The sequence below is a fragment of the Actinotalea sp. genome (genome assembly GCF_041597215.1).
Classification (GTDB): Bacteria; Actinomycetota; Actinomycetes; order Actinomycetales; family Cellulomonadaceae; genus Actinotalea.
Genome location: NZ_JBFHHB010000148.1, coordinates 1 through 8,308 on the forward strand (window position 1 = coordinate 1; position 8,308 = coordinate 8,308).

Below are 8,308 nucleotides of genomic sequence, written 5' to 3' on the forward strand. Positions count from 1 at the left end.
AAGGTCGGCTCGCCGAGACCGGCGCACCAGTCACGCAGATCCTGCGGGCCGAACTCCTCGAGCAGGGGCGCGAGGCGATCGGCGGAAGGTCCGTAGCGCGTGAGGAACGGGGCGCTCGGTTCGCTGTGCGTGAGGTTGAGGCCGCCGTGCCCGGCCAGCAGGAACTTGCGGCCCGGAGACGGCATCCGCTCGACGACCGTCACCGCCGCGCCGGCCCGCGCCAGCACCTCCGCGGCGATCAGGCCCGCCGGGCCACCGCCGACGACGATCACCGGGGCGTCGGGAGCAGCAGGGGGCACGACGCGAACCTAGCCCACCGGGGATCACGCTCGTGCCTGAGCGGGCAGCGGCCGACGCCCTTTCACCGACGCGCGAGCACGGCCTCGATCGCCGCCACGACGGCGGCCGTGATCGCCGGGTCGAGCGCGTCGGGGTGCGGCGCGGCGAAGGCCCGCGAGTCGTTGTCGTAGTAGGAGCCCGAGGCGTCGGCGAACTCGTCGGCGAGCGCGGCCCGCACGAGGATCCCGGCGCCGATGCCGACATCGCTGCCGGTGATGCCGTAGCCCTCCTTGACCATCGTCGTGGCGAGCAGGGAGCCGGGGTTCACCGCGACGATCATCGGTCCGGCGGCGCCGAGCTCCAGGGCCAGGTGACGGGACCACGCCGTGAGGGCCAGCTTGCTCTGCGCGTACGCCTCGCCGTGGGACATGGTCACGCCGCCCGCGAGCGCGAGCAGGTCCACCGGTGCCTGGGCAGCGGAGGACAGGTTCACCACGCGACCCGTCGTACCGAGCAACGGCAGGAGCCGACGGGTGAGCAGGTACGGGGCGATCGTGTTCCCCGCGAAGCGGACGTCCAGCCCGTCGGGTGTGGCGACCTCCGGCGCCCGAAGCACCCCGGCGTTGTTGATCAGCACGTCGAGCGAGTCCTCCCGCTCGAGCACCTCGGCTGCGAGCGACTCGACCGCCGCGAGGTCGCTGAGGTCCGCGAGGTAGGTCTCCACGCGGCCCGGTGCGCCCAGGGCGACCAGCGCCCGCGCGGCCCCGGCCAGCTTCGTGTCGCTGCGCCCGTGCAGGAGCACGTCGTGCCCCTGGGCGACGAGCCGCTGAGCCGTCTCGAAGCCGATGCCGTCGGTGGAGCCGGTGATCAGGATGGTGCGTGGCACGGAAGGAGTCCTCAGGCAGCGGGGAACGACGGGAGCGCCCGCCGCCCCCACACCGTCGCGCACCTGGTACCCGTCCGCAAGAAGGCAGGTGCGCGGCACCAGGGCACTCCCGGGTGCCCACCGCCGAGCGGTGGACCGGGAATCCCTGGTGCCCCCTCCGCGTTCCTCCTGGGCTCGTCCCGTGCCCCCCGATCGAAGGAGACCTCGTGCGCGTCGCCATCACTGCTGCCTCGGGGCAGCTCGGCGCGGCGGTCGTCGCCGCGGCCGTCGCCCAGCTCGGCAGCCAGGACGTCGTCGCCCTGGCACGCACGCCCGCGAAGGCCGAGCACCTCGGCGTCGAGGTCCGCCCCGGCGACTACGACGACCGCGCAGCGCTCACCCGCTCCCTCGCCGGGATCGACCGCGTGCTGCTGATCTCGGGCATGGCCGCGCCCGAGGACCGCATCGGGCAGCACCGCAACGTCATCGAGGCAGCCAAGACGGCCGGGGTGAGCAGGATCGTCTACACGAGCATCCAGGGCCCCGAGACCGGCACGGCCTTCTCTCCGATCGTCGCGAGCAACCGGCAGACGGAGGAGGACGTCAGGGCCAGCGGGCTGGAGTGGACGATCGGGCGCAACGGCATCTACATCGAACCCGACGTCGAGTACGTCGAGACGTACCGCGAGCAGGGCGAGATCGCGAACAGCGCCGCCGACGGACGCTGCGGCTACACGACGCGCGCCGAGCTCGCGCACGCCTACGCTCGCCTGCTGACGGGATCGACGACCCTCGGCCGGACCTACCTGCTCAACGGCGCACCGCTGACCCAGGCCGAGCTCGCCGACCACCTCAACGAGGCCTTCGGGCTGTCCCTGCGCTACCGCGAGATGGGCGTCGAGGAGTACCGCCAGGAACGTGTCGCCGCCCTCGGGGAGTTCATGGGCACCGTCATCGGCGGGATCTACGAGGGCATCCGGGGCGGTGCCTACGACACCCCCGGTGACTACGAGGCCGCGACCGGGCGCCCGCACCAGAGCTGGGACGACTACTTCGCGGCATTGAGGGCGGCGGACCCGGCGCGAGCCTGACCGACCGCACGAACGTCCGCGTCGTAGCGTGGCCCCGTGACACGGACCAGGTACGACGTCGTGGTGGTCGGCGGCGGGCACAACGGGCTGACCGCCGCCGCCTACCTCGCGCGCGCGGGACGCAGCGTGCTCGTGCTGGAGCGTGCTGACCACCTGGGCGGCGCCACCGGCTCGCACGGCGTGTTCCGCGGGGTCGACGCGCGGCTCTCGCGCTACTCCTACCTCGTCTCGCTCATGCCGCGGGCGGTCCGGGACGAGCTCGGGCTCTCCCTCGAGCTGCGGCGCCGGCGCGTCGCGTCGTACACCCCCGTCCCCGGCGACCCGGCCCGTGGCCTGCTCGTCGACACCGGGGACGACGCCGCGACGAAGCGCTCGTTCGCGGCCGTCGGCGCGGCCGCGGACCACGGCGCCTGGCAGGCGTTCGGGACACGGACCCATGCGCTCGCCCAGGCGCTCTTCCCGAGCATGACCGAGCCGCTGCCGACGACGGCCGAGGCCAGGGCCGCCATCGGCGAGGCGTGGTGGAGTGATCTGCACACCCCGCTCGGCGAGCTCGTCGAGCGCAGCTTCGCCCACGACCTCGTCCGGGGAGTGGTCCTCACCGACGCGCTCATCGGGACCTTCGCCGGGGCCGACGACGCGACGCTCGCGCAGAACCGCTGCTTCCTCTACCACGTGATCGGCGGCGGGACGGGTGACTGGGACGTGCCGGTGGGCGGGATGGGCGCCGTCGTCGACGCGCTCGTCGGGGCGGGCCGTTCCGCGGGGGCCGAGCTGCTGACCAGCGCGAACGTCACAGCCGTGCACCCCCGGCGCGACGGAGCGGACGTGGGGTGGACCGACGACGAGGGCCGCGAGCACACGGTCGGCGCCGGGCACGTCCTCGTCAACGCGGCGCCCCGCGTGCTCGACACACTCCTGGGTCACGCACCGGCCGACGGCGGTCCCGAGGGCAGCCAGCTCAAGGTCAACATGGTGCTGAGCCGGCTCCCGCGGCTCCGCGACGCGTCGGTGGACCCGAGCGTCGCCTTCGCCGGCACCTTCCACGTCAACGAGTCCTACGAACAGCTGGCCACCGCCCACACGCAGGCGGCTGCCGGCAGCATCCCCACGCTCCCGCCGGCGGAGATCTACTGCCACACGCTGACCGACCCGTCGATCCTCGGCGCCGACCTCCGCGCGAGCGGCCACCACACCCTCACGCTCTTCGGCCTGCACATGCCCGCGCGCCTCTTCCGCTACGACCCCGACGCCGCCCGGGCGGCGGCGCTCGCGGCCACGCTGCGCTCCCTGGACTCGGTGCTCGCCGAGCCGATCGAGGACTGCCTCGCGACGGACGCCGACGATCGCCCCTGCCTGGAGGTCCGCACGCCCGTCGACCTCGAGGACGACGTCGCCCTGCCCGGCGGCCACATCTTCCACCGCGATCTGCAGTGGCCGTGGCTCGAGGGCGAGGACGCGGTCACCCCGGCCGCGCGATGGGGCGTCGCGACCGCCGACGAGCGCGTCCTGCTCTGCGGTGCGGGGGCGCGGCGCGGCGGCGGGGTCAGCGGGATCCCGGGGCGGTCGGCGGCGATGGCCGTGCTGGAGGCCACGTCCGAGGCGTGACGCGCCGCATGCAGCCCGTCGGGTCCGCTCAGAGGACCCCGTCGCGCGGCTCGAGGACGGGCAGCCGGACGTAGTCGTGGCAGCGGATCGGCCATCGCAGGAGGGTGCGTTGCGGGTTCGGGATCCGACCCAACGCCTCGTCCGTGCTCACGCTCACCGGTGCGCCGAGCGTGACGACGCCGTCGCCGAGGCGCATCCGGCACCGGCCCGCGGCCCGGATGTTCTTCAGCCACTGGACGTCGGCCCCGTAGGTGAGGGCGATCGTCACCGTGTCACCGCTCCGGAACGCCATCAGCGGGGTGTGGTGGGTCCGCCCGGAGCGTCGCCCCACGTGCTCGAGGTCGACCATCGGGCCACGCCCAGCGAGCCTGAGCATGAGCGGGTTGAGGTACCGCGTGTTGAACCCGATGACGCCCCTCGGCAAGGACATGGTCGGCCTCCCTGACCCGCAGGCGCTCCCGACGGTGCAACGGGCCCTGCGTGCTCCTCACCGTACGCGTCGCCCCGCCCGGCACGGGCGAGAACGACGGCGACGACCACGCGCCGAACGGTCGCCGCGCCGGTGGCCCGCTCTCCGGGCATGCTGGTCCGATGCCGGCGACCGCGCGCACGACCGACGCTCCTCCGCGCGCCGCGACCCTGCTGCCCGCCGCCGGCGTCTCCGCCTCGGCCGTCCTGCTGTTCGGTGTGCACCTGCGCCCGCTCGGTTACGCGGTGCTCGGGCTCAGCCTCCTCGCCGCCTTCGTGGTCGAGCGTGAGCTCGGCCGGGACCTGCTGCTCATCGGCGTGGGCATCGGCCTGATCTCCACGACGTCGATGGAGGCCGACGTCTCCTGGCCCCGCTTCCTCGCGATCGGCTCCGCGCTCGCCGCAGCGGTCCTGGCCCCCTTCCTCATCGACCGGTTCGTCTACCGCCGCCGGGCCATCCGGTTCCCCTGGCGCACCGGCCACCCGTGGCCACGCCTGGAGAAGGGCTACCTCCTGGCGGTCCCGCTGCTCGGCTGGGCGATCCTGCCGGTCTACTTCATCCGTTCCGGCGCCTACCGGAACTGGCCGGAGATCACCGAGACCGACCAGCTCGCCCGCTTCTTCGTCGGGGTCAACGGCGTGGGCACCTGGGACGAGCTCTTCTTCATCTGCACCTGCTTCGCGCTGCTCCTGCGCCACTTCCCGGCCTGGCAGGCGAACCTGCTCCAGGCGGCCATCTTCGTCTCGTTCCTGTGGGAGCTCGGCTACCGCGAGTGGGGACCGCTGCTCACCATCCCGTTCGCGCTTCTCCAGGGCGCGATCTTCACGCGCACCCGCTCGCTGACCCTCGTCCTGATCGTCCATCTGCTGTTCGACGCGATCGTCTTCATGGCGATCGTGCACGCCAACGTCCCGGAGCTGTTCGCGATCTTCGTGTACTAGGTCGGCCGGACGATCGCGCTCGGTCAGACCCCTGTCGCCACCGGGCGGGACTCGTCGCGCACCCACTCGGACCACGATCCCGGGTACAGCGCGACCTCCAGGCCCACCTCGTGCCCGGCAAGCACCAGCTGGCTCGCCGTCACGCCAGAGCCGCAGTACGCCGTGAGGTCGACGACCTCGTCGGCACCGAGCAGCACCTCACGCAGCTGCTCGCGGGGCAGGTAGCGCCCGTCGGGGCCCTGCAGGGACCCGGTCCAGCAGGAGACCGCTCCGGGGATGTGCCCGGCGACCGGGTCGACCGGCTCCGTCTCGCCGCGGAAGCGCTCGGGGGCGCGCGCGTCGAGCAGGCGCCCCACCGTGCGGTGCAGCACGTCGTCCGCTGTCACCGTCGGCATCGATCCGGCATGCACGACGACGTCCCCGCTGGGCACCGGGATCACCTCGCCCTCCTCGACCGGCCCGCCCGCGGCGAGCCAACCGGCCATGCCGCCGTCGAGCACGCGGACGTCCTGGTGCCCCACCCACCGCAGGCACCACCAGGCACGCGCCGCCGCTGCCCCCGCCCCGCCGTCCAGGACGACCACCCGACGATCCGGCGCGATCCCGAGTCGAGCCATGAGCGCCGCCAGCTGCTCCACCGTGGGCAGGGGGTGCCGACCGCCCTCCCCTGGCGGGCCCGCGAGCTCGGCGTCGAGGTCGCAGAACACCGCGCCCGGGACATGGCCCGCGAGGTACCCGTCACGGTCCGCGCCCGCGAGGGTCCACCGCACGTCGACGACGAGCACGTCAGGTTCGGCGACGAGCTCGGCGAGAAGGTCGTCGGGCTGGACGAGGGCTCTGATCTCCACCCACCCAGTCTGGATCATCCTTCCGCACCCGTGCGTGGGACGGGCCCGGCGAGGCGCCTGCGCGCGCAGGTCTCAGCCCACGCACAGGTCGCGCCCAGGGTCCGAACAGGCCCTCACAGTGGAATCACTGCCATGCCCACCGACTACAGCCTCTTCGCCCGCCGCTCCGGCGCGGCCACGCTCGCCATCGCCCTCATGCTGGGCACAGCCGCCTGCTCCACGAGCAGCGACGCCACCACCACCGACGCCTCCGCCATCACCACCGCCGGGAGCCTCTTCGACTCCTCGACCGTGAACACGATCTCCATCGAGGTCGACGAGGCCGAGTACGACGCCGCCATCGCGGCCTACCTCGACGGCGGGGACAAGGAGTGGATCTCGGCGACCGTCACGATCGACGGCGAGACCTTCGAGAACGTCGGCCTGCGGCTCAAGGGCAACTCCTCCCTGCGCGACCTGACCGCTGATGCCGCCCAGGAGCCGGAGAACCTGCCGTGGCTCGTCCGCCTCGACAAGTACGAGGACGACCAGTCGCTGGACGGCGTCACGTCCTTCGTCATCCGGTCGAACACGACCGAGACGGCACTGAACGAGGCCATCGCGCTCGAGCTGATCGGCATGTCGGGCCTGGCCACCGAGGAGGCGACGGCCACCCGGCTGAGCTTCAACGGCGGCGAGGAGTCGCTGCGCCTGGTCATCGAGAACCCGGACGACGCCTGGATGGACATCGAGTTCGAGGACGACGGCATCCTGTACAAGGCCGAGTCCACGGGGGACTACACCTACCGCGGCGACGACGCGGAGTCCTATGACGAGGTCTTCGACGTGGAGGCCGGCGAGGAGGACTACGCACCACTGACCGAGTTCCTCCAGTTCATCAACGAGTCAGACGACGAGACCTTCGCCGCGGAGCTCGCGGACCACCTCGACGTCGACGCCTTCGCCACCTACCTGGCGATGCAGACCCTCGTCGACAACTTCGACGACATCGACGGCCCCGGGAACAACTCCTACCTGTACTACGACGACGAGACGGGTCAGATGACCGTCGTCGCCTGGGACCAGAACCTGTCCTTCGGCGTGCGGAACGCGGGCGAGGGAGCGGTGGGTGGCCGCGGCGGGCAGGTCGGCGGAGAGCTCCCTGCAGACGGTCAGCTCCCGGCCGACGGCGAGCTCCCGGCCGACGGGCAGCTCCCGGCCGACGGCGAGCTCCCGGCCGACGGTCAGCTGCCAGCAGACGGGCAAGCGGGAGGTGGCCGACCCGTGCCACCGACCACCGGCGAGCTCCCGGCCGACGGCGAGCTGCCTGCCGACGGACAGCTGCCTGCCGACGGACAGCTCCCGGCGGACGGCGCGGCCGGCCCCGAGGCGCTCGCCGGCGGGCGCGGGGATGCCGGGGCTCTCGGCAGCAACATCCTTTCCGAGCGCTTCCTGGCCGACGAGACCTTCAGCGCCCTGGTCGCCGACCGTCTCGCCGAGCTGACCGACGAGCTCTACAGCAGCGGCTCAGCCGCGGAGATCCTGGCGACCTGGTCGGCGGTCCTCACCGAGCAGGCCGGCGACCTGGTCTCGAGCGACACCATCACCACCGAGGCCGCGAGCATCTCCGCGTACTTCGACTGAGCCCGGGGCCACGGTCGCACCCGCGGCCAGGAGCACGCTGACATGACCGCACCCCGTCCGGCCCGAGGGCTGGACGGGGTGCGGTCCTGCGCCGTGCGGGGCTCGGGCCCGCGGACTCAGTCCTTCGCGCCGTTCCTCACGCCCTTGCCGTTGCCGTTGCCACGCGACTGCTCCGTCGCGTCCTCGGGCGCCTCGGCCTCGTCCACGTCGGGCGCCTCGACTTCGTCCACCTCCGGCGCCTCGACCTCGTCCACGTCCGGCCCCTCGGCCGAGTCCTGAGCGGCACGGCTTTCCTGACGGAGCCGGTTGCGCTCGTGCGCCGCCTCGGAGATCACCTGGCCGTCGACACCGCCCTCGCGCGCCTGCGCCGAGACCCACGCGCCGAAGTTCTCGGCGTCCTGCCACCCCGGCAGGGCCACGGCCGGGTCGTCGACGGTCTCCTCCGTCGACTCCTCGGTGGGCTCGTCCGTGGCCTCGTCCGTGGCCTCGTCGGTGGACTCGGTCGTCGACTCCTCCGACGGCTCGGTCGACGGCTCGGTCGTAGGCTCGTCGGTGGTCTCCACGACCACCTGACCGTCGCCGGG

General features: G+C 72.9%; 8 protein-coding genes and 1 pseudogene. 4 read left to right on the forward strand and 5 right to left on the reverse strand.

Going from position 1 to position 8,308, the window contains the following annotated elements; translation table 11 throughout:
- Window positions 1-299: FAD-dependent oxidoreductase (locus tag ABWK99_RS10915; RefSeq protein WP_372594732.1), on the reverse strand; the 299-nt coding region annotated here is incomplete at its 3' end.
- A gap of 62 nt (window positions 300-361) precedes the next feature.
- Window positions 362-1,165 carry an SDR family NAD(P)-dependent oxidoreductase gene (locus ABWK99_RS10920; protein WP_372594733.1) on the reverse strand — a complete coding sequence of 268 codons (804 nt, stop codon included), beginning with the start codon at window positions 1,163-1,165 and terminating at the stop codon, window positions 362-364.
- Window positions 1,166-1,371: 206 nt separating this feature from the next.
- Here ABWK99_RS10920 and ABWK99_RS10925 point away from each other — a divergent pair, with 206 nt between their 5' ends.
- Both ABWK99_RS10925 and ABWK99_RS10930 read left to right on the forward strand, forming a co-directional pair.
- Complete coding sequence (locus ABWK99_RS10925; protein ID WP_372594734.1) at window positions 1,372-2,235, forward strand: NAD(P)H-binding protein; 864 nt, start codon at window positions 1,372-1,374, stop codon at window positions 2,233-2,235.
- A 36-nt stretch (window positions 2,236-2,271) separates the two neighbouring features.
- Window positions 2,272-3,843: a phytoene desaturase family protein gene (locus ABWK99_RS10930; RefSeq protein WP_372594735.1), complete on the forward strand. Its 1,572-nt coding sequence runs from the start codon at window positions 2,272-2,274 to the stop codon at window positions 3,841-3,843.
- 28 nt (window positions 3,844-3,871) lie between these two features.
- Here ABWK99_RS10930 and ABWK99_RS10935 read toward each other — a convergent pair whose 3' ends face one another.
- Window positions 3,872-4,273 (reverse strand): nitroreductase family deazaflavin-dependent oxidoreductase, encoded by a 402-nt coding sequence (locus tag ABWK99_RS10935; protein WP_372594736.1) that lies wholly within the window; start codon window positions 4,271-4,273, stop codon window positions 3,872-3,874.
- Window positions 4,274-4,434: 161 nt separating this feature from the next.
- On the opposite strand from ABWK99_RS10935, the gene ABWK99_RS10940 reads away from it, so the two are divergent.
- A complete protein-coding gene (locus tag ABWK99_RS10940) occupies window positions 4,435-5,253 on the forward strand; it encodes a type II CAAX prenyl endopeptidase Rce1 family protein (RefSeq protein ID WP_372594737.1) in 819 nt (272 codons plus the stop codon).
- A gap of 23 nt (window positions 5,254-5,276) precedes the next feature.
- On the opposite strand, the gene ABWK99_RS10945 is transcribed toward ABWK99_RS10940, so the two are convergent.
- Window positions 5,277-6,101 carry a sulfurtransferase gene (locus ABWK99_RS10945; RefSeq protein ID WP_372594738.1) on the reverse strand — a complete coding sequence of 275 codons (825 nt, stop codon included), beginning with the start codon at window positions 6,099-6,101 and terminating at the stop codon, window positions 5,277-5,279.
- A 132-nt stretch (window positions 6,102-6,233) separates the two neighbouring features.
- On the opposite strand from ABWK99_RS10945, the gene ABWK99_RS10950 reads away from it, so the two are divergent.
- On the forward strand, window positions 6,234-7,724 hold the full coding sequence (locus ABWK99_RS10950; RefSeq protein WP_372594739.1) for a CotH kinase family protein: 1,491 nt from the start codon (window positions 6,234-6,236) through the stop codon (window positions 7,722-7,724).
- 116 nt (window positions 7,725-7,840) lie between these two features.
- Here the strand turns inward: ABWK99_RS10950 and ABWK99_RS10955 are convergent.
- A pseudogene (locus ABWK99_RS10955) lies at window positions 7,841-8,308 on the reverse strand (hypothetical protein); the annotation flags it as partial.